The organism is Xanthomonas sp. NCPPB 1067, from assembly GCF_020783795.1.
GTDB lineage: Bacteria > Pseudomonadota > Gammaproteobacteria > Xanthomonadales > Xanthomonadaceae > Xanthomonas > Xanthomonas melonis.
Map to the genome: position 1 here is coordinate 337,416 of NZ_JAJGQG010000001.1, position 22,035 is coordinate 359,450.

General features: G+C 68.2%; 15 protein-coding genes. 11 read left to right on the plus strand and 4 right to left on the minus strand.

Annotated elements, in window-relative coordinates:
- Nucleotides 1-43 precede the first annotated feature (43 nt).
- Nucleotides 44-985, plus strand: coding sequence for a DUF808 domain-containing protein (locus LL962_RS01465; protein WP_228315619.1), 942 nt, complete (start codon nt 44-46; stop codon nt 983-985).
- 256 nt (nt 986-1,241) lie between these two features.
- Here LL962_RS01465 and LL962_RS01470 read toward each other — a convergent pair whose 3' ends face one another.
- Complete coding sequence (locus LL962_RS01470) at nt 1,242-2,870, minus strand: GGDEF domain-containing protein (protein ID WP_104586195.1); 1,629 nt, start codon at nt 2,868-2,870, stop codon at nt 1,242-1,244.
- A 479-nt stretch (nt 2,871-3,349) separates the two neighbouring features.
- Here LL962_RS01470 and glgA point away from each other — a divergent pair, with 479 nt between their 5' ends.
- From glgA to LL962_RS01510, 8 genes are all read left to right on the plus strand, one after another.
- Nucleotides 3,350-4,936 (plus strand): glycogen synthase GlgA, encoded by a 1,587-nt coding sequence (gene glgA, locus LL962_RS01475; protein WP_146092325.1) that lies wholly within the window; start codon nt 3,350-3,352, stop codon nt 4,934-4,936.
- Nucleotides 4,933-7,167 (plus strand): 1,4-alpha-glucan branching enzyme, encoded by a 2,235-nt coding sequence (locus LL962_RS01480; RefSeq protein ID WP_228315620.1) that lies wholly within the window; start codon nt 4,933-4,935, stop codon nt 7,165-7,167. The genes glgA and LL962_RS01480 overlap by 4 nt, the downstream gene beginning before the upstream one ends.
- A gap of 2 nt (nt 7,168-7,169) precedes the next feature.
- Complete coding sequence (gene treZ / locus LL962_RS01485) at nt 7,170-8,927, plus strand: malto-oligosyltrehalose trehalohydrolase (RefSeq protein WP_228315621.1); 1,758 nt, start codon at nt 7,170-7,172, stop codon at nt 8,925-8,927.
- A complete protein-coding gene (locus LL962_RS01490; protein ID WP_228315622.1) occupies nt 8,924-10,858 on the plus strand; it encodes a 4-alpha-glucanotransferase in 1,935 nt (644 codons plus the stop codon). Before treZ ends, LL962_RS01490 begins: the two co-directional genes overlap by 4 nt.
- Nucleotides 10,855-13,458, plus strand: a complete 2,604-nt coding sequence (gene treY, locus LL962_RS01495; protein WP_228315623.1) for a malto-oligosyltrehalose synthase — start codon at nt 10,855-10,857, stop codon at nt 13,456-13,458. The genes LL962_RS01490 and treY overlap by 4 nt, the downstream gene beginning before the upstream one ends.
- 30 nt (nt 13,459-13,488) lie before the next feature.
- Nucleotides 13,489-13,674 (plus strand): DUF2934 domain-containing protein, encoded by a 186-nt coding sequence (locus LL962_RS01500; RefSeq protein ID WP_104586185.1) that lies wholly within the window; start codon nt 13,489-13,491, stop codon nt 13,672-13,674.
- 124 nt (nt 13,675-13,798) lie between these two features.
- On the plus strand, nt 13,799-15,961 hold the full coding sequence (gene glgX, locus LL962_RS01505; protein ID WP_228315624.1) for a glycogen debranching protein GlgX: 2,163 nt from the start codon (nt 13,799-13,801) through the stop codon (nt 15,959-15,961).
- Nucleotides 15,962-15,977: 16 nt separating this feature from the next.
- Entirely contained in the window at nt 15,978-16,610 is a 633-nt protein-coding gene (locus LL962_RS01510; RefSeq protein WP_228315625.1) for an NAD(P)H-binding protein, read from the plus strand.
- Between the two features lie 115 nt (nt 16,611-16,725).
- On the opposite strand, the gene LL962_RS01515 is transcribed toward LL962_RS01510, so the two are convergent.
- A complete protein-coding gene (locus tag LL962_RS01515) occupies nt 16,726-17,484 on the minus strand; it encodes an SDR family NAD(P)-dependent oxidoreductase (RefSeq protein WP_228315626.1) in 759 nt (252 codons plus the stop codon).
- Nucleotides 17,485-18,077: 593 nt separating this feature from the next.
- Here LL962_RS01515 and LL962_RS01520 point away from each other — a divergent pair.
- A complete protein-coding gene (locus LL962_RS01520; RefSeq protein ID WP_167395228.1) occupies nt 18,078-19,487 on the plus strand; it encodes an FAD/NAD(P)-binding protein in 1,410 nt (469 codons plus the stop codon).
- A 76-nt stretch (nt 19,488-19,563) separates the two neighbouring features.
- Here LL962_RS01520 and LL962_RS20865 read toward each other — a convergent pair whose 3' ends face one another.
- Complete coding sequence (locus tag LL962_RS20865) at nt 19,564-19,686, minus strand: hypothetical protein (protein ID WP_255626111.1); 123 nt, start codon at nt 19,684-19,686, stop codon at nt 19,564-19,566.
- A gap of 114 nt (nt 19,687-19,800) precedes the next feature.
- Here LL962_RS20865 and LL962_RS01525 point away from each other — a divergent pair, with 114 nt between their 5' ends.
- Nucleotides 19,801-20,232 (plus strand): VirK family protein, encoded by a 432-nt coding sequence (locus LL962_RS01525; RefSeq protein ID WP_228315627.1) that lies wholly within the window; start codon nt 19,801-19,803, stop codon nt 20,230-20,232.
- Between the two features lie 321 nt (nt 20,233-20,553).
- On the opposite strand, the gene LL962_RS01530 is transcribed toward LL962_RS01525, so the two are convergent.
- Nucleotides 20,554-22,020, minus strand: coding sequence for an efflux transporter outer membrane subunit (locus LL962_RS01530; protein WP_228315628.1), 1,467 nt, complete (start codon nt 22,018-22,020; stop codon nt 20,554-20,556).
- Nucleotides 22,021-22,035: the final 15 nt, after the last annotated feature.

The following is a 22,035-nucleotide window of genomic DNA, read 5'->3' on the forward strand; positions in this document are numbered from 1 at the left end:
CGGATCGGCGAGAATCCGCACCCACCCACGAAGGACCTTGCGCATGGCCGGTGCCAGCCTGTTCACCCTGCTCGACGACATCGCCACGCTGCTGGACGACGTTTCCATCCTGACCAAGGTCGCGGCCAAGAAGACCGCCGGCGTGCTGGGTGACGATCTGGCGCTCAATGCCCAGCAGGTGACCGGGGTCACCGCCGACCGCGAGTTGCCGGTGGTGTGGGCCGTGGCCAAGGGCTCGCTGGTCAACAAGGTGATCCTGGTGCCGGCAGCGCTGGCGATCAGCGCACTGGAGGCCTGGTTGCGCGGACGCGGCTACAACATCCCGCTGGTGATGCCCTTGATGATGATCGGCGGCGCCTACCTGTGCTTCGAAGGCGTGGAGAAGCTGGCGCATAAATTCCTGCACAGCGAGGACGAAGAGGCGCAGCGGCACGCCGAGCGCACCCGTGCGCTGGCCGACGAGAGCGTGGACGTGGTGGCGCTGGAAAAGGACAAGGTCAAGGGCGCCATCCGCACCGACTTCATCCTGTCTGCGGAGATCATCGTGCTGTCGCTGGGCGTGGTGGCGGAGGTGTCCTTCGGTCAGCAGGTGGCCGTGCTGGTGGCGATCGCGTTGGCGATGACCATCGGCGTCTACGGCCTGGTGGCGGCGATCGTGAAGCTGGACGACCTGGGCCTGTATCTGACCCGGAAGGGCGCGTCGCTGGCCGCGCTCGGTCGCGGCATCCTGGTGGCCGCGCCGTGGTTGATGAAGTTCCTGTCGGTGGCCGGCACGCTGGCGATGTTCCTGGTCGGTGGTGGCATCCTGGTCCACAACATCCCGGCGCTGCATCACATCGTGGTGGATCTGGCCAACTCGGCCGGCGGCATGGGCTGGCTGGTCGAGGCGCTGGGCAACATGCTGGTGGGCGTGGTGGCCGGCGCGGTGGTGCTGGCGGTGGTCACCGGGTTCCAGAAGCTGCGCGGCAACAAGGCCGCGCACTGAGGCCGATGCGGGGCGTCGGCGTTGCCGGTGCCTGCTGGCTGGCTGGCCGCGTCGCGTGGGACCGCCCGGCGTGGCTTGCCAAGGCACGCGCTTCTTCGGGGCGGCATGCCGGGATCCGGCTCGCGGATCCGCTGCCCGGCCATGTGCCTCGGCGTCCGATGTAGCCGGCACACGCTGCCAGCCGGCGAGTGGATGCACTTGGTCGGCCCCGTTGCAATACCTGCGGCCGGAGCCGGCCATTGGATGCCGAGCGGCGCTAATCGGCGCTGATCACCCGGTTCTTGCCGGCGGCCTTGGCGTCGTACATGGCGCGGTCGGCGCGGCGGATCAGTTCGTCCTGGGTTTCGTCCGGGTGGCGCAGGGCCACGCCGGCGCTGAAACTGATGAACACACGCACGTCATCGTGCAGCAGCGAGCGCTGGGCCAGGGCCCGCTGCAGGCGGATGACCGCCGCGCTGGCCTCGAAGATGGTCGAGTCCGGCATCAGCAGCACGAATTCCTCGCCGCCGAAACGCGCGATGGCATCGGTGGTGCGCAAGACGGCCTTGGCCACGTCCACGGTGTGGCGCAGCGCGGCGTCGCCGCCGGCGTGGCCGTGCGCCTCGTTGAGGCGGCGGAAATCGTCCAGGTCCAGCATCGCCGCACAGAGCGGCTGGCCGCTGCGCTGGGTGCGCGCGGCCTCGCGCTGGAACAGTTCCTCGAAGCCCCGCCGGTTGAGTGCGCCGGTCAGCTGATCTTCGCGGACCAGCCCGGCGACTGCGGTCAGCTCCTGCTCCAGCGAGGCGATGCGTTGTTCGGCTTCTTCGACCTGGCGGCGCGCGGAGAGCAGTTCGTCGCGGGCGGCCAGGGCCTGCGCCTGGACCCCGGCGGTGTCCTGCAGCACATCCTGCAATAGTCGATTGAGGTCGGGAATGCTGCGAGCGTCGCCGATCGCCTGCGAATAGCCGGCAACGCGATCGTGATATTCGCCGGTACTGGTCGCCATGCCGTCCAGCCGGTCCACGAACGACACCATCATCTCGCGCATGGCGGTCTTGGAGTCGGCGATGCCTTGCTTGAGCAGGCCCTGCTTGTAGATGACCTCGCGCAGGGTGCCGCGCGCCTGCTCGATCGAGCCGACATCCAGCGGGCCTGCGATCAACTGCCGCACCACCGAAATCTGCCCCTGCAGCCAGCTGCGGTCGTCGAGCAGTTCGCCGACATTCTCCAGCAGCAGGTCGAACAGGCCCAGCAACAGGTTCTGTTGCTCGCTGGCATCCTCGGCACGCAAGCCGATCTGATGGCTGAGTTCGCGCAGCCGCTGTTCCAGCGTGACCAGCTCATGGCCGGGGCGCCAGTGGCGCAGTGCCGAGGCCAGCGTCTGGGCTTCCTCGGCCAGCTCCGGGCTGCGTTGCAGCAGGGTGGCCAGGGCATTGCCTAGCGCGTGACGCAGCAGATCGCGTAGCTGTTCGGCCTCGGTGCGGCCATCGGCCAGCGAGTCGCCGGTATCGATGGTGCGGATGTATTTGTCGATCAGCTGGCGCAGCGTGCGGCCATAGCCGAGCCAGTCGCCGGCCGCGTACGCCGCGCTCAGGCGCACGCCCATGTCGCCGAGCTCGCCATGCAGGCTGGCAATGCCGTCGGCGAACGCCTGCAACAGCGCTTCCGGATGCGCAGCATGGGAGAACAGCCGCATCAGCAGGGCGGTGGCGGCGGCCGGATCGTGCGCACCGGACTTGGCCTTGGCCGGCACCAACTGATGCGCGGCCAGACCGTGCCCGCCGCGCTCGCCGCCACGCACCGTGGGCAAGGCCGCGGCCGGACGTGCGGAGTCGGTGCCGCCCCATGGCAGCAGGCGGCGCAGCCCGCCACGCGGGCGGCTGGGTTGTTCAGGCTGTTCTGCCATGCGCCGGCTCTCGAAAGTCCTCTTGCTGACGCAGGTTATCGGCCCGCCCGCGTCCGCCTTGAGCGAGCCGGAGCAGGCGCGCCGGCCGGGTGGGACGGCGTGACTGCAGGCATTCCGCCAACCATCCACGTCGCTGCATGAACTGGTCATGCAGTGAGCGGGCGTGTCGCGTCACTCGCCCATATTCGGTGCATCGCGCTCCTGGTGCACCGTTACGGGGATCGAGTCGCAAGGCGATGTCTGCTTATGCCTTCGGACATACGCAGCCGTGTGTAACGGAATGAGCGTTGTCGCAGAAAAGTCAGCACATGTTCACGCATATTTTATTTGGACGGGGTGTAGATTCGTCGGCAGGGACAACGTGGAGTACGCGCGTCGTCCTCGCTCCTCATTCGCAGCAGGTCGTCTGGCCGCGTCGGCAGACGATGGTTTTCGCTTCGCCGTTTTCCGTCTCCATCCACTTTACGACGGACGTTTAGATGGTTGCCACGATGCCGCTTCACGCCACTGCCGCGCGCCTAGAGCGCAGCGCATTGATCCCCTCGCTTCTGAAGAAGAGCGGGCGTCCACGTGACGCACGCGGGCGTTTCATCCGCCACCACGAGCGCTTGCCGGTGTCGCCGAGCGATACGCGTGGCGCCTTGTTCGTGGTGTCGGAGATGGCCGACTTCATCAAGGCCGGCGGGCTTGGTGACGTGGCGGCGGCGCTGCCGCGTGCATTGCGGCATCGTTACGACGTGCGCATCCTCATCCCCGGCTACCGCGCCGTGCTCGAGCGCGCCGGCAAGGTGGAGATCGTGGGCCGCGTGCTGGCGCATGCCGCGCTGCCGGCCTGCGACATCGGCCGCATCGTGCAATCGGACGGGTTGCCCATCTACATCCTGCTGTCCAAGGAACTGTTCGAACGCGATGGCTCGCCCTATGTGAGCACCAGCGGTTCGGAGTTCGAAGACAACGCCATCCGCTTCGCCACCCTGTCGCATGCGGCCGCGCAGATCGCCGCCGGCCATGCCGGCCTGGGCTGGAAGCCGCGCCTGCTGCATCTGAACGACTGGCCGTGTGCGCTGGCGGCCGGTTACGTGCGCTGGTCCGGCGGAACCACTCCGTGCCTGTTGACCATCCATAACCTGGCCTATCAGGGACTGGTGCCGTATTCGATGGCGGCCGCGCTGGGCATCCCCGCCGAGCGCGTGGCCGAGCTGGAGTTCTACGGACAGATGTCGTTCCTGCGCGGCGGCATCGTCAACGCCGATCACGTCAATACGGTCAGCGTCAGCTATGCCAAGCAGATCACCGGTCCGGCGCAGGGCTGCGGGCTGGACCGCTTGCTGGCCGGTCGCGCCGCCAAGGGCGCGTTGACCGGTATCGTCAACGGGATCGATGCCAGTTGGGACCCGCGCACCGACGAATATCTGGATACGCACTTCAGCGTGAATCAGTGGCAGGGCCGTCAGGCCAATGCCGCACAGGTGCGCAAGGCGCTGGGGCTGCGCGATAGCACCGGCCCGCTGTTCGCGGTGGTGTCGCGGCTGGTACACCAGAAGGGCCTGGACCTGATCTGCGAGGTCGCGCCGCAGATCGTGGCCGCCGGTGGCCAGATCGCGGTGATCGGCGGTGGCGAGCCGGAGATCGAGCAGCAGGTGGCCGAGCTGACCAGGCGCTATCCCGGTCAGGTGGGCGCCTTCATCGGCTTCGAGGAAGGCCTGGCACGGCGCATGTTCGCCGGTGCCGACTTTCTGCTGATGCCCTCGCGCTTCGAACCCTGCGGCCTGAGCCAGATGTATGCGCAGCGCTTCGGCTGCCTGCCGATCGCCCATGCCACCGGCGGGCTGATCGACACCGTGGACGATGGCGTCACCGGTTTCCTGTTCCAGCATGCCAGCGTGGAAGCGCTGCGCCGCTGCCTGGAGCGAGCGTTCCGCACCTTCCGCCTGCCCAGCCTGCTGTCGGCGATGCGCCGTGCGGCGATGCTGCGTCCCAGCGGCTGGGACGTGGCCGGCAGGAAGTATCTTTCCCTCTACGAACACACCGCCGCCCACGCGCCCGCGCTTGCGACGATGTCATGAGCGAACGGTTGGACGGGCAGGGCCAGCAGACGGAAACTGACGCGGTGACCACGGAAGGCATGTCCGATGTTGCACAGACGCTGCAGGCGCTGGCCGAGGGGCTGCCTGCAGATGCATTCGCGGTACTGGGCCCGCACCCGCAAGCCAACGGGAAACGCCGTGTGCGCGTGTTGGCGCCGGGGGCCGAGGCGATGGGCCTGATCGATCCGCGCGGTAAACTGCTGGCACGCGTGCCGGCCAGCGGGATCGAAGGCCTGTTCGACGGCGAGCTGGCGGGCGATGGCCCGTATCGGCTGCGCATCGTATGGCCGGACGCGGTGCAGGAGATCGAAGACCCGTACGCCTTCGGCCCGGTCCTGGACGAATCGGTGCTGCTGCAGATCGCCGCTGGCGACGGACAGGCGCTACGCGATGCGCTCGGCGCCCAGCACGTGCACTGTGGCGATGTGCCGGGCGTGCGCTTTGCGGTGTGGGCGCCGCACGCGCAGCGCGTGGCCGTGGTTGGCGACTTCAACGGCTGGGAGCCGCGGCGGCACCCGATGCGCCAGCGCAGCGGCGGCTTCTGGGAGCTGTTCCTGCCGCGCGTGGAAGCCGGCGCGCGCTACAAATATGCCATCACCGCGGCCGACGGCCGCGTGTTGCTCAAGGCCGACCCGGTGGCGCGCCAGAGCGAGCTGCCGCCGGCCACCGCCTCGGTGGTAGCCGGTAGCGGGGCGTTCGCCTGGACCGATGCCGACTGGATGCGCCGGCGCAGCGCGCAGACGCTGCCGGCGCCGATGTCCATCTACGAGGTGCACGCTGCCTCGTGGCGGCGGGACGGGCACGACCAGCCGCTGGACTGGCCCGGTCTGGCCAGGGAACTGATTCCCTATGTGCAGCAGCTGGGTTTCACCCATATCGAGCTGCTGCCGATCACCGAGTATCCGTTCGGCGGCTCCTGGGGCTACCAGCCGCTGGGGCTGTACGCGCCCACCGCACGCCATGGCGACCCGGAGGGCCTGGCCGCGTTCGTCGATGCCTGCCACCGCGCCGGCATCGGGGTGATCCTGGATTGGGTCAGTGCGCACTTTCCCTCCGATGCGCACGGCCTGGCGCAGTTCGACGGCGCCGCCGTGTACGAGCATGCCGACCCGCGCGAAGGCATGCATCGCGACTGGAACACGCTGATCTACAACTACGGTCGCCCGGAGGTGACGGCGTTTCTGCTGGGCAGCGCGCTGGAATGGATCGATCGCTACCACCTCGATGGCCTGCGCGTGGACGCGGTCGCTTCGATGCTGTATCGCGACTATGGCCGTGCCGAAGGCGAGTGGGTGCCCAACGCGCATGGTGGGCGCGAGAACCTGGAGGCGGTGGCGTTCCTGCGCCAGCTCAATGCCGAGATCGCTGCGCGCTTTCCCGGGGTGCTGACCATCGCCGAGGAATCCACGGCCTGGCCCGGCGTGACCGCAGCGCTGGCCGATGGCGGGTTGGGCTTCACCCACAAGTGGAACATGGGCTGGATGCACGACACGCTGAGCTATATGCAGCGCGATCCGGCCGAGCGCGCGCAGCACCACAGCCAGCTCACCTTCGGTCTGGTATATGCGTTCTCCGAGCGCTTCGTGCTGCCGCTGTCGCACGACGAGGTGGTGCACGGCACCGGCGGTCTGCTCGGGCAGATGCCGGGCGACGACTGGCGGCGCTTCGCCAACCTGCGCGCCTATCTGGCGCTGATGTGGGCCCACCCGGGCGACAAACTGCTGTTCATGGGCGCCGAATTCGGCCAGTGGGCCGACTGGAACCACGACCGCTCGCTGGACTGGCACCTGCTCGATGGCGCGCCGCACCGCGGCGTGCAACGGCTGGTGAGCGATCTCAATGCCGTCCTGCGGCGCGAACCGGCCTTGTATCGCGGCAGCCACCGTGCCGCCGGCTTCGACTGGAGCGTGGCCGACGATGCGCATAACAGCGTGCTGGCGTTCGTCCGCCATGACCCCGACGGCGGCGGCGCACCGCTGCTGGCGGTGAGCAACCTCACCCCGCAACCGCTGCACGACTACGGCGTGGGCGTGCCGCGTGCCGGCAGTTGGCGTGAAATCCTCAACACCGACAGCGCCCATTACGGCGGCAGCAACCTCGGCAACGGCGGCCGCCTGGCGACCGAGCCGTTGGGCATGCATGGGCATGCGCAACGGTTGCGCCTGACCTTGCCGCCGCTGGCCACGATCTATCTGCAAGCGGAGACATGACGATGAGCGAGTACGACGCGACCACCCCGGCCTGGGGCGCATGGCCAGCGGGTGAAGGGCAAGTGCGCTTCGCGCTCTGGGCACCGGACGCCAGCCGCGTGGAGGTGGTCTTCGCCGACGGCACGCGCGCTGCGCTGCAGGCGGGGGCGGACGGCTTCTTCCGTGCGGTGCTCGCCTGCGCGGCCGGCACGCGTTATCGCTACAGCATCGACGGCGGCGAACCGGTGCCGGACCCGGCCTCGCGCTGGCAGCCGGATGGCGTCCATGGCGCCAGCGCCGTGCAGCCGACCGATGGCTACCGCTGGAACCACCCGCAGTGGCAGGGCCGGCCCTGGGACGAGGCGGTGATCTACGAACTGCACGTTGGCACGTGCGGCGGCTATGCCGGGGTAACGGCGCAGCTGCCACAGCTGGCGGCGATGGGCATCACCGCGATCGAGCTGATGCCGCTGAGCGCCTTCCCGGGTGCGCACAACTGGGGCTACGACGGCGTGCTGCCGTATGCGCCGGCCGACGCCTACGGCACGCCGGACGAGCTGAAGGCGCTGATCGACGCCGCGCATGGCCATGGCCTGATGGTGCTGCTGGACGTGGTCTACAACCACTTCGGCCCGGACGGAAATTACCTGGGCAACTACGCCGGCGCCTTCTTCAACGAAGACAAGCCCACGCCGTGGGGCGCGGCGATCGACTTCCGCAAGCCGCCGGTGCAGCGCTACTTTCTCGACAATGCATTGATGTGGCTGCACGAATACCGCTTCGACGGGCTGCGCCTGGATGCGGTGCACGCGATTTCACCGAATACGTTCCTGGACACCCTGCGCGAGACCATCGAAACCAGTCTGCCGGCCGGTCGCCACGTACACCTGGTCCTGGAGAACGAGGCCAACCAGGCCTCGCAGCTGCAACGCGGCTATACCGCGCAGTGGGACGACGACTTCCACAATGCCCTGCATGTACTGCTCACCGGCGAAACCGAAGGCTATTACGCCGCGTTTGCCGACAAGCCGACCGCGCATCTGGCGCGCGTGCTCGGCGAAGGCTTCGCCTACCAGGGCGAGCCGGATCCGCGCGGGCATGTGCGTGGCGAGCCCAGCGGAGCATTGCCGCCGCACAAGTTCGTGGTGTTCGCGCAGAACCATGACCAGATCGGCAACCGCGCGCGCGGCGAACGGTTGCGCGTGCTGGTCTCGCCGCAACGCTTGCGCGCGGCGCTGGCGCTGACCGCATTGACGCCGATGATTCCGCTGTTCTTCATGGGCGAGCCGTGGGGCGCCACCCAGCCGTTCCTGTTCTTCACCGATTTCGGCCCGCCGTTGGACGAGGCGGTACGCGAAGGCCGTCGCCGCGAGTTCGCGCATTTCGCTGCGTTTGCCGATGCAGCGCAGCGTGCCACCATTCCCGATCCGAACAGCCATGCCACCTTCGCCGCATCGCGTTCGCCGATCGACGATGCAGCGCAGGGCGAGGGCGCGCAGTGGGCGGCCTGGTTCACTGCGTTGCTGGCCGCGCGGCGGCAATGGTTGGTGCCGGGCCTGGCCCAGGCGCGTGCGCTGCGTGCCAGTGTCCTGGCAGATGGCGCGGTGGCCGCCACCTGGGAGCTGCCCGGCGGGTTGTGGCATATCGCCTTCAATGTCGGTACCGCCGCCGTGCCGCTGCCGCCGCTGCGTGGGCAGCTTGCCTACGCCGAGAACGTGGATGCCGCCACGCAACAGTTGCCGGTGGATGGCTTCATCGCCTGGCACGAGGCACAGGCATGAGCACGCAGTCCCTGCGCACCCTGGCCGCCGCGGCCGGGGTGATGGTCGATTGGGTGGATGCCAGCGACCAGCCGCGGCAGGTCTGCGAGCCGTCGCTGCAGGCAGTGCTGGCTGCGCTGGAACTGCCTGCCGCCACCGCCGCACAGCGCGAAGACAGTCTGCGTCGCTGCCAGGCCCAGGCTGCCGAGCCGGCCGCCTTGCTCACCGTACAGGTCGGCGAGCCACTGGTGCTGCGCGTCGCCGCCAATGCCAGCGGCCGTTGGATAGACGACGACAGCGGCACTGGCGAAGCGGCGCAGGCCGACGCGCAGGGGCGCCTGCGCGCGCCGCAACGCTACGGCTACTGGACATTGGAGATCGGCGCAACGACGCAGCGGGTGGCGGTGGCGCCGCCGCGGTGCTTCAGCGTGGCCGACGCCTGCGGGCAGACCTCGCCGCGCGCCTGGGGCATGGCGCTGCAGGTGTATTCGGCCTGCAGTCCCGACGATGCCGGCATCGGCGATGCCGCCGGCACCGTCGAATGGCTGCGGCATGCGGCCCTGGCCGGTGCCGACGCGCTGGCGCTGAGCCCGGTGCATGCCGCGCGCCCGATCACCGGCGGCTACAGCCCCTACTCGCCCAGCGACCGGCGCTTCTTCGACCCGCTGCATGCCGCACCGGTGCGCGTGCTCGGCGAGACGGCGCTGGAGGCGCTGGCTGCCGTGCCCGGCCTGCGCGAGCACTTCGCCAGCCTGCATGCGCATGCCTTGATCGACTGGCCGGCCGCGGCACAGGCCAAGTGGCGATTGCTGCGTGAGCTGTACGCGCGGGTGTCGCCGGATCATCCGGATCTGCTGGCGTTTCGCGCTGCCGGTGGCGCGGAGCTGGACGGCTTCGCCCGCTTTGCGGCCCGCGATTTCGGTGATAACGACCCACAGCTGCATGTGTTCACGCAGTGGCTGGCGGCGCGCAGCTGGTCCGATGCGCAACGCGAAGCGCACGAGCGCGGCATGCGGATCGGCCTGATCGCCGACCTGGCAGTGGGCTTCGACCCCAACGGCGCCGAGGCGGCGGCGGCTGGCGACAGCGTGCTGCGCGGCCTGGTCCTGGGCGCGCCACCGGATGCCTTCAATGCCGATGGCCAGCACTGGGGCATTGGCGCATATTCGCCCACCGCCCTGCGTCGCAATGGATACGCGGCCTACATCGCGCTGCTGCGCGCGGTACTGCGCGACCGTGGCGGCATCCGCATCGATCACATCCTGGGCCTGCTGCGGCTATGGGTGGTGCCCGATGGCGCCGGCTCCAACGAAGGCGCGTATCTGTCCTACCCGCTGCACGACCTGCTCAACTTGCTGGCACTGGAATCCTGGCGCCACCGCGCCATCGTCATCGGCGAGGACCTGGGCGTGGTGCCGCCTGGCATCCGCGAAGAACTGTCGCAGCGCGGGGTGATGGGGATCGATGTGCTGATGTTCACCCGCGACCGGCAGGGTGCCTTCGTCACGCCGGCGCTGTGGCGAGCGGACGCGGTGGCCACCACCACCACCCACGACCTGCCCACCCTCACCGGGTGGCGCCAGGGCCGCGATATCCAGTGGCGGCGTCAGCTCGGCTTGATCGGGCCCGATCAGGCTTCCGACGATGCGCGGACGCGGTCGCAGGATCTGGCGCGCCTGGATGTCGCAGTGGAGCACGCCGGCCTGCAGGCCGAAGACCCGCTGCTGGGCGCGCTGCGGTTCACCGCCAGCGGGGTGTCTCCGCTGATGCTGGTGCCGGTGGAAGATGCGCTGGCGTTGCAGGAACAACCCAATCTGCCGGGTACCGTCGAGGTCCATCCCAACTGGCGCCGACGTCTGCCCGATCCCTTGCCGCATGCGCGCCTGACCAGGGCGATGCACGGCGTTGCCGAGGCGCGTCGCGTCGCGGCTGTTTCGGACTCCCAGTCATGATCGAGCTTCGCGCCACCGCCCGCCTGCAGCTGCATGCCGGCTTCACCCTGCAAGATGCGCGCGCGCAGGTGCCGTACTACGCCAGCCTGGGCATCAGCCATCTGTATCTGTCGCCGATCGGCACCGCGGTGCCCGGCTCCACGCATGGCTACGACAACATCGACCCCACGGTGGTCAACCCCGAGCTCGGCGGCGAAGATGCGCTGATCGCGCTGTCGAAGGCCGCGCGCGAACACGGCATGGGGTTGATCGCCGACATCGTGCCCAACCACATGGCCACCCATCCGCAGAACGCATGGTGGTGGGATGTACTGCGCAACGGCCGCAGCGCCAGGCATGCGGACTGGTTCGACATCGATTGGCGTGCCCCGGGGCGCGACGGCAAGCTGTGGCTGGCAGTGCTGGATCGCCCGTATGCGACGGCGCTGGCCGAAGGCCTGATCACGTTGGTGATCGAAGACGATGGCGGCGCCGCATTGGCGCACTACGACCAGCGGTACCCGATCCGTCCGCAGACCCTGGACATTCCCGACAAGGCCGCACGCGCGCAGTGGCTGCGCGACTACAACGACGGCGCCAGGCGCGGCGATGGTCGGTTGCACAAACTGATCGAACGCCAGCCGTATCGCTTGAACTGGTGGCGTGTCGGCAACGACATGCTCAACTACCGGCGTTTCTTCGACATCACCTCGCTGGTGGCGCTGCGCGTAGAGCTGCCGGCGGTGTTCGATGCGGTGCACGCGCTGCCGCTGCGGCTGGTGGCCGAAGGCCATCTGGACGGCCTGCGCATCGACCACGTGGATGGACTCACCGACCCCACCGGCTATGTGCGCAAGTTGCGCAGCCGGCTGGACTCGGCCGGCCGCGCGCGCGGCCTCAAGCCCGGCACGCTGGGCCTGTATCTGGAAAAGATCCTCGCACCGGGCGAGCACCTGCCGGCCGACTGGCCGTGCGATGGCACCACCGGCTACGACTTCATGGACCAGGTGGGCGGCGTGCTGCACGACGCGGCCGGCTTCAAGCCGCTGGCGCGTGCCTGGCAGAAGATGAGCGGGCGCAGTGGCGACTTCGCGCAGGAAGAACGCGCCGCACGCGACGAGATGCTGCGCGGTGCGTTGCAGACAGAGTTCAATCGCGCGGTGGGCGCGTTGTCGGCGCTGGCGCGACTGGATCCGCCAACCCGCGAGTTCAGCCCGCAGATGCTCGCGCGCGGCCTGTGCGTGCTGCTGCGCTGGTTCCCGGTGTACCGCACCTATGCTGGCAGCAAGGGGCTGACCGGCAGCGACGCCGAGCGGCTGCGCGCTACCGCCGCGCACGCACGCGAAGGCATGCCCGAAGCGATCGTGGCGGCGGTGAACGCCATCGAACGCTGGCTGCTGGACGACGCTGGCGCCGACCGCGCCCAGATCGCCTTGCGTCGCATCCTGCGCCGACGTGTCGAGCAGCTGTCCGCGCCGCTCAACGCCAAGGCGGTGGAAGACACCGCGTTCTATCGGCACGGCGTGCTGCTGTCGCGCAACGAGGTGGGCAGCCATCCCACCCATTTCGCCAACGAGGCGGCCGAATTCCACGCGCAGAATCTCGAACGCGCCAGGCACTATCCGCGCGCGTTACTGGCCACCGCCACGCACGACCACAAGCGTGGCGAAGACCTGCGCATGCGTCTGGCCGTGCTGTCCGAGCAGCCTCGCTGGTGGATCGAGCAAAGTGCCCAGTTCGACACCCTGGCCGAAGCGCTGGACGCGCCGGCGCTGGCCGGTGGCGACCAGCAGATGCTGTGGCAGACGCTGGTGGCGGCGTGGCCGATCGGCCTGGGCGCCGATCAGGCCGAGCCGTTGGCCGGCTACGCCGAGCGCGTGGCGCAATGGCTGCTCAAGGCGGTGCGCGAAGCCAAACTGCATACCAGCTGGACCGATGGCTCGGCCGCGTACGAACACGCGGTGCAGGCCACCGTGGAACAGGTGCTGTGCAGCCGCGCAGGCTTGCCGCTACGGCGCGCGCTGCTGCGCGCCAGCAACCATATCGCTGCGGCTGGCGCGCGCAATTCGCTGGTGCAGACCACCTTGCGCCTGACCGTGCCGGGCGTGCCCGATCTGTACCAGGGTACCGAAGGCTGGGATCTGTCGTTGGTGGATCCGGACAACCGTCGCCCGGTGGACTATGCGCAACGCCAGCAATGGCTGGACCAGACGCGCGACTGGAGCACGCTGCTGCGCAACTGGCGCGATGGCGCGGTCAAGGCCCGCCTCACCGCCGTGCTGCTGCAGCTGCGCCGCGACCATCCGGCGCTGTTCGCCAAGGGCGACTATCAACCGCTACAGGTCGCCGCCAGCGGTGGTGCGCAGGTACTGGCATTCCGTCGTCACCACCGCGGCCAGTCGCTGGTGGTGGCGGTCACGCGGCTGGGCGCCGGCAGCCAGGGCGAAGGCGATCTGCCGCTGCTGCTGCCACCGGCGATCTGGGGCCAGGCCGCACTGGCCTTGCCGGAGGCGTCCTATCGCCATGTGCTCGACGGCAGCACGCTGCAGCCGCAGCGCGGCCGCGTGCCGTTGTCGACGCTGTTTGCACGCGCAGCGGTGGCAGTGTTGCTGACCGCTTGACCCCGAAGATCCTCGAGAGAAACGCACGCAATGAATGAGATGCAACGCCAGGCACGGCTTCGCCAGTTGGCACAGGAAATCTGGGAGGCCGAAGGCCGTCCCGACGGACATGCGGACCGCCATTGGGCGATGGCCGAGCGGCTGGTGGACGCCGAGGAGCGGGCTGCCGAGCAGGCCACCGAGCAGGTGGTCACGCCGATCACTGCACGCCAGTAACGTGGCTTCTGCCACCTTTCAGCCCAGTCTGCCGGGTGATCCGGCGTGCCCCCGAACGGCGTACGCCCGCGTCGTCCCACAGCGCGAATCGCGTGCCTGATTTCACCGTACCGAGGAGTTACCGATGGCCACCCGCAAGTTCACCCAGCGCTCGCGTATCCGCGAAGGCCGTCCCAACCCGCTCGGTGCGACCTGGGACGGCCTGGGCGTCAATTTCGCACTGTACTCGCGCAATGCCACACGCGTGGAGCTGTGCCTGTTCGACGAGCGTGGCCGCGAACAGGAACGCATCGCGCTGCCCGAGTACACCGACGAAGTCTGGCACGGCTATCTGCCCGACGCGCGCCCCGGGCAGCTGTACGGCTACCGCGTGCATGGCCCGTATGCGCCGGATGCCGGTCACCGCTTCAACCACAATAAATTGCTGCTGGACCCGTATGCCAAGCAGATTGTCGGCGAACTCAAATGGGCGCCGCATTTGTTCGGCTACACCATTGGCCACCGCGACAAGGACCTGAGCTTCGACCGGCGCGACAGCGCCGCGTTCATGCCCAAATCGGCGGTGATCGATCCGGCCTTCACCTGGGGCCAGGATCGCCCGCCGCAGACGCCGTGGAACCGCACGGTGATCTACGAAGCCCACGTGCGTGGGCTGAGCATGCTGCATCCGGCGGTCCCACCGGAAAATCGCGGCACCTTCTCGGCGTTGAAGACCGATGAACTGATCGACCACATCAGCTCGTTGGGCGTCACCGCAGTGGAACTGCTGCCCGTGCACGCCTTCGTCGACGATCAATATCTGCTGGAAAAAGGCCTGCGCAATTATTGGGGCTACAACACGCTGGGGTTCTTCGCCCCGCAGGCGCGCTACATGTCCACGCGCACGGTGGCCGAATTCAAGCAGATGGTGGCGCGCCTGCACCATGCCGGGCTGGAAGTGCTGCTGGACGTGGTCTACAACCACACCGCCGAGGGCAACGAGCTCGGCCCCACGCTGTCGTTCAAGGGCATCGACAACGCCAGCTACTATCGCCTGGCCGATGATCGACGCTTCTACATCAACGACACCGGCACCGGAAACACCTTCGACCTGACCAATGTCGGCGCGCTGCGCATGGTGATGGATTCGCTGCGCTACTGGGTGCAGGAAATGCACGTGGACGGCTTCCGTTTCGATCTGGCCAGCATCCTGGGCCGCGAACGGTATGGCTTCGACCCGTCGGGCAGCTTCCTGGACGCGGTGCGCCAGGATCCGGTGCTGAGCCAGACCAAGCTCATCGCCGAGCCGTGGGACATCGGCCCGGGCGGCTATCAGGTCGGCAACTTCCCACCCGGCTGGATGGAATGGAACGACAAGTTCCGCGACAACGTGCGCGCGTTCTGGCGCGGCGATGCCGGACAGCTCGCCGAGCTGGCCACCCGACTCACCGGTTCTGCGGATCTGTTCAACCGCAGCGGCCGGCGTCCCACTGCCTCGGTCAACTTCGTCACTGCGCATGACGGCTTCACCCTGCGCGATCTGGTGAGTTACGAAAGCAAGCACAACATGGCCAACGGTGAGGATGGCCGCGACGGCAGCGACCACAACATTTCGGCCAATTACGGGGTGGAGGGAGACACCAACGATCCGGCCATCAAACAGCTGCGCCGTCAGCAGATGCGCAATCTGCTGGCCACGCTGCTGCTGTCGCAGGGCACCCCGATGCTGCTGGCCGGCGATGAGTTCGGCCATAGCCAGAACGGCAACAACAATGCGTACTGCCAGGACAATGCGCTGACCTGGATCGACTGGACGGCGGCCACCAAGGCCGCCGCCGCCGACCAGGCCGCGTTCGTGCGGCGGCTGATCCGTGTACGGCAGCGCTACCCGCTGCTGCACCGCGCGCGATTCTTCGACGGCAAGTTCGACGAAGCCTTGGGCCTGAAGGACCTCACCTGGCTGGCGCCCAGCGGCGTGGAGATGGACGAGGCCGCCTGGCACGACCCGGAGGCTCGCGCGCTGATGCTGCGCCTGGATGGCCGCTCGCCCACCACCGGCCTGCGCGAGATCGCCGCCAACGTCACCTTGCTGATGCTGATCAATGCCGCGTCCACCAGTGTTTCCTTCACTCTGCCGGCGATGCACGACGAACACTGGCGCGTGCTGGTCGATACCGCACGCCATGGCGGGCGCGTGGTTGCCGGCGGCAGTGAATGGAAGGCGCCCGCGCATTCGCTGACGCTGCTGGCGGTGGAGCGCGACCGCATCGCCAGCAGTGCGCGCATCGTCTCCGAAGGGGCGCGCTGATGGCGAGGATGGCCTGATGGACGTATTACTGGCAGGTGCGACCGGATTGGTCGGCAAGCATGTGCTGCAGCAACTGTTGGCCGATGCACGCTGCACCGGCGTGGTGGCGATCACGCGCCGGCCGCTGACACAGATGCATCCCAAGTTGCGCAACCAGGTGGTCGACTTCGAACGGCTGCCACAGTGGACCGCACCGCGCATGGAAGCGGCCATCTGCGCCCTGGGCAGCACCATGAAGCAGGCCGGCTCGCGCGAAGCGTTCTATCGTATTGACCACGATTACCCGATGGCGATCGCGCATGCGGCCTGCGCGCAGGGCACCTCGGTGTTCGTTCTCAATTCTGCAGCGGGCGCCAATGCGCAATCGCGGATCTTCTACAACCGCGTCAAAGGCGAACTGGAGCGCGATCTGCGCGCCGTCGGCTTCCCCTCGCTGACCTTCGTGCGGCCCGGCCTGATCGGCGGCGAACGCGAAGAGCGCCGCACCGGCGAACACATCGGCAGCCTCGTGCTGGGCGCACTGGGCCCGCTGCTGCCGCGGCGCTTTCGCATCAATCCGGCAGAGCGTGTTGCTGCGGCAATGGTATCCGCCGCGCTCGCGCCGGCGCGTGGCGAGCATAGCGTTGAGGCTGCAGAGCTGGCGGGCTGATGATCGCAGGAGCGCGCCCGAGCGCGATAGGGCGTTACCGGTAGAGGTTCGCCGTGCGTAGGTACGCTCCTGCGGGTGGGTTTGGACTGCAGCACTTTCGCTGGTACCGCTCCCCTTAAACGCCCAGCGATTGCCCGCCATCCACCGCCAGCACCTGCCCGGTGATCCAGCGCGCCCGCGATGAAGCGAGAAACAGCGCGGCGTCGGCCACGTGCTGCACCTGCCCGAAGCCACCGAACGGGATGCTGTCGCGGATGCGTGCATACAACTCCGGTTCCTCACGACTGCGCCTGTCCCACAGGCCGTCGGGGAATTCGATCGAGCCCGGTGCGATGGCATTCACGCGGATACGTTCGCGCGCCAACTCTGCGGCCAGGGTGGTGGTGTAGTAATTCAGCGCGGCCTTGGCGGTGGAATAGGCGATCGCGCGTGGTGTCGGGCGTTGCGCGTTGATCGAGCTGATGTTGATGATCACCGCGTCGCTGCTCTGGCGCAGATACGGCAAGGCAGCCCGGTTGCAGCGCACCGCTGCCATCAGGTCCACATCCAACCCCGCCTGCCAGCTTGCATCGTCGTTGCCGTGTCCAAAACCGGAGGCATTGTTGATCACCACATCCAGGCCACCCAATGCCTGCGCGGCGGCCTGCACGTAGCGTTCGATCTGTGCGGCATCGGCCAGGTCGCAGGGCAGGGTATGCACTGTCGCACCTTGCGCAGTCAGCGCGTGGGCCGCCTGCGCCAGACCGTCGGGGCTGCGTGCGCAGATCGACACCTGCGCGCCATCGCGCACGAAGGCTTCGGCGATCGCCAGACCAATGCCGCGGCTGCCGCCGGCAATCAGGACGCGTCGCGGAGGAGATGCGGAGTCGGACATGACGGAGACCGGAGAGCAGAAACCCGCATTATCGGACAGCGGGCGCTGCATGACGCACTGCTATCGGACCTAGTGGGGTAGGCAAGTGCGTGGCGCCGCAGCAGGAAGTTCCACGCTGCAGCAGCGCCGGCACGAGCGGCAGGTGCAGCATCAGGTGGCGTCTTCAGGCGCGAAACACGAACGCCCAGGCTAGTGGCAGGCCAGGCCGGAGCGACAGCGGAAGCCTGCGACGCAGCCGATGGCGAAGCGTCTTCCAAGCCCGGCAGCAGGCCTCACCGGGTCGGCGTCCGCAGCAGCTCCCTGAGCCGGCACGCATGCCTGCTTCGGCACCGGTTGCCGGATAGCGAGGACGTCCAGAGTGCGCTGCGCAGCGGCGCCCGTACTGGATGCCTGCGTCTGCGATCTGGCCCATCGGTTGCGGTGGCGGCTGCTGTCATCTGGCCGTCATAGGCGCCAAGCGCTGCTTGCCCCGTAAGCCTCATCGCCGCTGGCGATCAGCTCATGCCTTTCTGATTGCTCCTCGCTAACCAATTGTTTACACATCGGCTGCGCGCTGCGGGCACAACGTGCGGGTCATTCAGTGGGAGTTGCACATGGAAACCCATATCACCGTCATCGGTGCCGGCTTCTGCGGCACCGCGCTGGTCCGTGCGCTGGCGCAGACGGCCGATGCGCAGGTGCGCATCACGTTGGTGGGCGTGGCCGACACCTTCGGCAGCGGCATTGCCTACGGCGCGGCGCGGCCGGAGCATCTGCTCAACGTGCGCGCCAAGGACCTTGGCATCGACGCCCAGGCGCCGGGTGCGTTCGCCGATACCTTGCATCTGGGCGAGAGCGGGCGATTGGAATTCCTGCCGCGCCTCGCCTATGGCGACTACCTGCGCAGCGAACTCGATGCAGCGGTGAGTGGTGCGCAGGCATCGATCGTGCGCCTGTCGCAGGAAGCGGTGGCGGTGGAGCGTGTGCGCAAGGGATTTCGCGTGTTTCTCGCCAACGGCGATGCCTTCCACAGCGATCGCGTGGTGCTGGCGGTCGGCGGGTTGCAACCGCAGGCGCTGGCGGGTATCGGCCCGCGTTTGAGCGTGCATCCCCGCTACATCGGCTGGCCATGGCAGGGCGATGCGTTGGCACGGCTGTCGCCGGATGACGACGTGTTGATCGTCGGTGCGGGTCTGACCATGGTGGATGTGGCGCTGAGCCTGCATGCGCGCGGACATCGGGGCCGCATGCTGGCGATCTCCCGGCGCGGGCTGGCGCCGCAGGCGCATCTGCGCCAGCCTGGCGCATCGTTGGAGCTGCCGCCGCATCTGCAGCGTGCGCTCAAGGATGCCGATCTGCGCGGACTGTTGCGCGGCGTACGCCAGCTCAGCGCGGTAGTGGACGACTGGAGGCGCGTGGTGGATGCGTTACGCCCGCATCTGCAGCCGCTGTGGCAGCGTCTGGAGCTGTCGCAACGCGCGCGGTTCCTGCGCCACCTGCGCCCGTACTGGGAAGTCGTGCGGCATCGCGTTGCGCCGGGTGCGGCCGAACAGCTGGCGCACTTGCAGGTCACCGGCCAGCTGGAGGTTGTTGCAGCGCGCTTGCTGCGGGCGCGCTGGGTGCCCGATGGCGTGGAAGCGGTGATCCGCGCACGCGGCGCAGCCGATGCGCAGACCTTGCGGTTCGATGCGGTGATTCGTGCCACCGGCCTGGATACCGATATCGATCGCACCAGCGATCCGTTGATCGCCGGTATGCGCGAAGCCGGCCTGTTGCGCGCCGATCCATTGGGATTGGGTGTGGATACCGATGCGCATCTGCGTGTGCGCGACGGCACCGGGCAGATCGTGCCAGGGCTGTATTGCGTGGGACCGCTGCTGCGTGGACGCTACTGGGAAATCACCGCCGTGCCCGAATTGCGCGTGGCCACGCGCTCGCTGGCCGAACGGCTGTTGCTGGGCGCAACGCCGGCCTTACAGCCGGAACCCGAGCACGTCCCGCGCGAAGTCAACGGGCGCTCGTAAGGCGGGGATGTGTTTCGCCCTCGTCGTTGGTGTGCGTACCTGCACGTGTCCGCCGACCTGGTGTGACGTCACTTCGTCAGTGACGCTGCGCATCGACATGCACGCTGGCCGTATCGACCAAGTGCAGAGCGGCTCTGCGCATGCAGGCATGGTCAAAACTGTGCACCCGTGCACGCGCCTTGTCGAACAGCGCAAACATGCGGCGTGATGCGTAGTGCAGCGCGTGGCATTGGGAAGGATTGGGTCATGGTGTTTGCGCTGGGCATCTCTGATGTCCAGCGCGCTTGATTCCCTCGTCTGCCTGGAGTCTGCCATGCCCCGTCTTGCGCCCTCTCTCCTTGCCGCTGCGCTATGTGCCAGCGCCCTGCCTGCGATGGCCAGCGAATCGCTCAAGTCGCGTGCCGATGTCATTGCCGCACTGGAGGCCGGCTACGATGTCAGCCTGACCACCGATCTCGGCCGCTGCACGCCCGAACAGGGCACCCCGGAAAGCCGGACGCGCGGCGGCCGTCATATCGAGGCCTACCGCATCACCGAGGACGGCACGGCCGCGTTCTCCGGCTCGCACTTCACCGTAGCCAACGACGGCAAGCCGATCCAGCAGTTCATGCGCTACCAGCTGCGCCCGGACGGCAGCGTGCGCTTTACCACCTACATGTACGATCTGCCGGCACTGCAGCAACGCGGGCCGATGCTGGCGTATCAATGCACGATCAATCAGGGCATTCGTTTTCATGCCGATTGATTGCGGTCAACGCGCTACGCGCTACCTGCGTTGGAAGCTCGAAGTTGTGCATCGAAGTTGCACGTGTCGAAGTTGTACGTTCGGACTTGCGATGTTGTAGCGAGACGTGGCATGGCGACGCTCGTGGGGTAATCACAAGGTGCGCAGGCAATCCAGGCTCCGCACATACCCTCATCCGCCCCTGCGGGGCACCTTCTCCCGGCGGGAGAAGGGATGTCTTTTCACTGTGCGGGGGAGTGCGCGCAGCCGGAGCCCCTCTCCTGCGGGAGAGGGGTTGGGGTGAGGGTACGGGGCGAAGCCACACGTGCTCTACCGCTATTGCTATTGCCGCTGCACCGCCACCGCCTCATTGCCTCCAGTCTGCCAGCCACCACCCAATGCCCTGAACGTCGCCACCGCACTGCGCGCAGCCTCGGTGCGCGCCTGCACCTGCGCGTCGGAGGCGCGCAGCAGGCTGTCGTCGGCGTTGAGCACTTCGATCAGGCTGACGGTGCCTTTTTCGTAGGCCAGTGCCGAGGCGTCGCGCGCCTTGCCCAGCGCCTCGACACCCTGCGTCAGCACATGGGCCTGTTGCTCGCGTTTGACCAGCGCGGTGAAGGCGTTTTCCACATCTTCGGTAGCGCGCAAGACGGCCAGGCGGTAGGCGGCCAACTGCTCGGCTTCCTGGCCCTTGGCCTGGGCGATCTGCGCGTTGATGCGGCCGAAGTCGAACAGCCGCCAACGCAGCCCCAGCGCCGCGGACGCCTGGGCGGCATCACCGGAGAACAGGTTGGCGCCGGAGATCGCCGTGGCGCTGCCGAGCAGGCCGCTCAATGAGAACTTGGGGTAGTACTCGGACATCGCGACGCCGATGCGCGCATTGGCAGCAGCCAGGCGGCGCTCGGCGACGATCAGGTCGGGCCGGCGGCGCAGCAGGTCGGCCGGCGAGCCGCTATCGGCGATCTGCGGCGCCGCCGGGATGGGTTTGCTGGCCGCCAGCTCTTTGCGGTGAGTGCCGGGCGCCACGCCCAGCATCACATCCAGCGCGTTCATGGCCGCCACCAGCCCGGCCTCCAGCCCGGGCACCGTGGCCTGCGCCTGGGCCAGTGCACCCCGGGCCTGCTGCAGTTGCAGTTCGGCCGCCAAGCCCTTGCCGTGCAGCAGCGTCACCATCGACACCAGACCTTGCTGGGTGGCGATCTGGCGTTGGGCCACGTCCAGCCGGGCCTGCAGGCCGCGGATGCTGATGTAGATGTCGGCGGTCTGCGCGGCGACCGCCAGGCGCGTGGCTGCTGCGCTGGCGTCGGTGGCCTGGTAGTCGGCCAGTGCGGCCTGGCGCCCACGCCGCAGCCCGCCGAACAGATCCAGCTCCCAGCTGGCGCCCAGGTTGGCGTCGTAGAGGCTGGCGTAGCGATCGAAGTTGGGGGTGCTGTCGAGCACCTGCCCCAGCGGGGTCTCCAGCGACTGGTAGGCACGCGTCGCGCTGCCGTTGAGGTTGCCGGAAGGCAGCAGCGCGGCGGTGGCGGCGGTCAGCCCGGCGCGGGCCTGGGTCACCCGCGCGGTGGCCTGCGCCAAGTCCAGGTTCTGCGCCAGTGCGGCGGTGACGTAGCGGCTCAGGTCCGGGTCGCCAAAACCGCTCCACCAGGTTGCCAGATCTGAATGGCCGCTCGCGGGGCGCGCGACGACCTCGGCCTGGCCAACGAAGCGGTCGGGGAGCGGGGCGTCCGGACGGGTGTAGTCGGGACCGACCGCGCAGCCCGTCGCGAGGCTGACGGCAACGAACACTGCAAGGAGGCGGAGTGACGGCATGACGGGACCAAAGCG

Coding starts and splice junctions, on each gene's coding strand:
- LL962_RS01525 (WP_228315627.1), top strand. CDS start 19,801: ATGCCCCGTCTTGCGCCCTCTCTCCTTGCCGCTGCGCTATGTGCCAGC.
- LL962_RS01500 (WP_104586185.1), top strand. CDS start 13,489: ATGAATGAGATGCAACGCCAGGCACGGCTTCGCCAGTTGGCACAGGAA.
- LL962_RS20865 (WP_255626111.1), bottom strand. CDS start 19,686: ATGTTTGCGCTGTTCGACAAGGCGCGTGCACGGGTGCACAGTTTTGAC.
- LL962_RS01480 (WP_228315620.1), top strand. CDS start 4,933: ATGAGCGAACGGTTGGACGGGCAGGGCCAGCAGACGGAAACTGACGCG.
- glgX (WP_228315624.1), top strand. CDS start 13,799: ATGGCCACCCGCAAGTTCACCCAGCGCTCGCGTATCCGCGAAGGCCGT.
- LL962_RS01520 (WP_167395228.1), top strand. CDS start 18,078: ATGGAAACCCATATCACCGTCATCGGTGCCGGCTTCTGCGGCACCGCG.
- treY (WP_228315623.1), top strand. CDS start 10,855: ATGATCGAGCTTCGCGCCACCGCCCGCCTGCAGCTGCATGCCGGCTTC.
- LL962_RS01510 (WP_228315625.1), top strand. CDS start 15,978: ATGGACGTATTACTGGCAGGTGCGACCGGATTGGTCGGCAAGCATGTG.
- LL962_RS01490 (WP_228315622.1), top strand. CDS start 8,924: ATGAGCACGCAGTCCCTGCGCACCCTGGCCGCCGCGGCCGGGGTGATG.
- LL962_RS01530 (WP_228315628.1), bottom strand. CDS start 22,020: ATGCCGTCACTCCGCCTCCTTGCAGTGTTCGTTGCCGTCAGCCTCGCG.
- LL962_RS01470 (WP_104586195.1), bottom strand. CDS start 2,870: ATGGCAGAACAGCCTGAACAACCCAGCCGCCCGCGTGGCGGGCTGCGC.
- treZ (WP_228315621.1), top strand. CDS start 7,170: ATGAGCGAGTACGACGCGACCACCCCGGCCTGGGGCGCATGGCCAGCG.
- LL962_RS01515 (WP_228315626.1), bottom strand. CDS start 17,484: ATGTCCGACTCCGCATCTCCTCCGCGACGCGTCCTGATTGCCGGCGGC.
- glgA (WP_146092325.1), top strand. CDS start 3,350: ATGGTTGCCACGATGCCGCTTCACGCCACTGCCGCGCGCCTAGAGCGC.
- LL962_RS01465 (WP_228315619.1), top strand. CDS start 44: ATGGCCGGTGCCAGCCTGTTCACCCTGCTCGACGACATCGCCACGCTG.